This window comes from Curtobacterium sp. MCBA15_016 (genome assembly GCF_001865105.1).
Lineage (GTDB): Bacteria > Actinomycetota > Actinomycetes > Actinomycetales > Microbacteriaceae > Curtobacterium.
Map to the genome: position 1 here is coordinate 883 of NZ_MJGR01000070.1, position 518 is coordinate 1,400.

General features: G+C 72.0%; 2 protein-coding genes. Both read left to right on the forward strand.

Going from position 1 to position 518, the window contains the following annotated elements; all coding sequences use genetic code 11:
* Positions 1-194 (forward strand): FMN-binding protein (locus BIV03_RS20000; RefSeq protein ID WP_175475993.1); only part of this gene is annotated, 194 nt, incomplete at its 5' end.
* Positions 191-518, forward strand: a 328-nt coding sequence (locus BIV03_RS18100; protein ID WP_139202087.1) for an FAD:protein FMN transferase, incomplete at its 3' end; no start/stop codon positions are given. The genes BIV03_RS20000 and BIV03_RS18100, both read left to right, overlap by 4 nt.

The window sequence follows — 518 nt, forward strand, 5'->3', positions numbered from 1 at the left end:
CCGACGTCACCGCGCTGCAGCTCACGAACAGCGACGGGCGGTCGGTGCAGATCAGTCAGCAGGCGGCCCCGATCCTCCGCCAGGAGGCGCTGCAGGCGCAGTCCGCGCAGATCCAGTCCGTCAGCGGCGCGACCTTCACCAGTGAGGGCTACACGACGTCCCTCCAGTCCGCGATCGACAAGGCCGGACTGTGAGCGGCGTCACCACCTTCGAGACGATGGGCACCGTCGTGAGCCTCCGGGGAGCCACCCCGGAGGCCGCATCCGAGGTGCGCGCCGTCTTCGCCGGCTACGACCACCGCTACAGCCTGTACGACCCGTCGTCGGTCCTCAGCCGCGTCGCCGACGGTTCGGTCCGGCTCGCGGACACCCCGTCCGAGGTGCGTGACGTCTACGCGCTCGCGCTCGACTGGCGGGAGCGCACCGGGGGAGCGTTCACCCCGCACCGCCCGGACGGCGTGATCGACCTCTCCGGCGTCGTGAAGGCGCTCGCGATCCGCGACGCCGGAGCCGTCCTCG